1 protein-coding gene is annotated in these 306 nt (G+C 68.6%); it reads right to left on the minus strand.

Going from position 1 to position 306, the window contains the following annotated elements; translation table 11 throughout:
• Positions 1 to 109: 109 nt before the first annotated feature.
• The coding region (locus CVH10_RS19320; RefSeq protein WP_146143102.1) for a hypothetical protein at positions 110 to 306 on the minus strand (197 nt) is incomplete at its 5' end.

The following is a 306-nucleotide window of genomic DNA, read 5'->3' on the forward strand; positions in this document are numbered from 1 at the left end:
CGTCCGTCAGGCGGCCATGGATGTCGAAGGCTGGATGATGCAGGCCTGATCCGAAACGGAACGCAGGATTGGAAAAGGCCCGGACGGCGACGTCCGGGCCTTTTTCGCATCACGTCAGGCCCTTGAGGCGATACAGGGCCTCCAGCGCCTCGCGCGGGCACCCGCGCGCCAGCAGCAATTGCGTGAGCAGGTCGTCGGGCAGCAACCCGTCGCGCGGGTCCGGCGCCAGCGCGCGCCAGTGCCAGGGTTGGCCGAGGATCGACCGGTCGATGTCCAGAACGCGCCGCATCGCCGGTGCCATACAGG

The organism is Halomonas sp. ND22Bw (genome assembly GCF_003011945.1).
GTDB lineage: Bacteria > Pseudomonadota > Gammaproteobacteria > Pseudomonadales > Halomonadaceae > Halomonas > Halomonas halophila.